This window comes from Vibrio sp. 1641, assembly GCF_033339995.1.
Lineage (GTDB): Bacteria > Pseudomonadota > Gammaproteobacteria > Enterobacterales > Vibrionaceae > Vibrio > Vibrio alginolyticus.
The window spans coordinates 1-546 of record NZ_JAWOVP010000439.1 but is presented as its reverse complement, the minus strand read 5'-3'; the positions used below and the strand labels follow the sequence as shown (position 1 = coordinate 546).

Here is a 546-nt window from a genome sequence, read left to right as displayed (position 1 = left end):
AACCTTTGAGGTACGACAGCGAAGAATAGCCTGTGCCGAAGTCATCCAACGAAATCTCGATTCCGAGTTCACACAGCTGATTTAGCGATGCGATGGCCAGTTTTGGATCGATAAGCAAAAAGCTTTCGGTAATTTCCAGCTCCAAGCGATGCGCCGGGAATCCCGTTTCACGAAGGATGGTTTTGAGCTTGTTGATGAAGCGCGACTGCTGCAGTTGAAGGGCTGATACATTGACTGCAATTTTGCCAAATTGAACGCCTCTCGCCAGCCAGTCTGTCCCTTGTAAACAGGCGTCTTTGAGTACCCATTCGCCGATGCTTTGAATCAAGCCCGTCTTCTCTGCGATAGGAATAAAATCCGCAGGTGGCACTAAGCCAAATTCTGGGTGTTCCCAACGCACCAAGGCTTCCACACCAATAATTGCGTTTTGCGCGAGGTTGTATTGCGGCTGATACACCAAATGCAGTTGTTCTTTTTCTATCGCTTCATGCAGCGCAGATTGAATACGGACGTGCGATACCGATTTGTCAGTTAAATCCGGAGAGT

The 546-nt window shown here is 48.5% G+C and carries 1 protein-coding gene; it reads right to left on the bottom strand.

The annotated features are described in order from the left end of the window. Window positions 1-546 (bottom strand): EAL domain-containing protein (locus R7Z47_RS26445; RefSeq protein ID WP_318130973.1); only part of this gene is annotated, 546 nt, incomplete at both ends.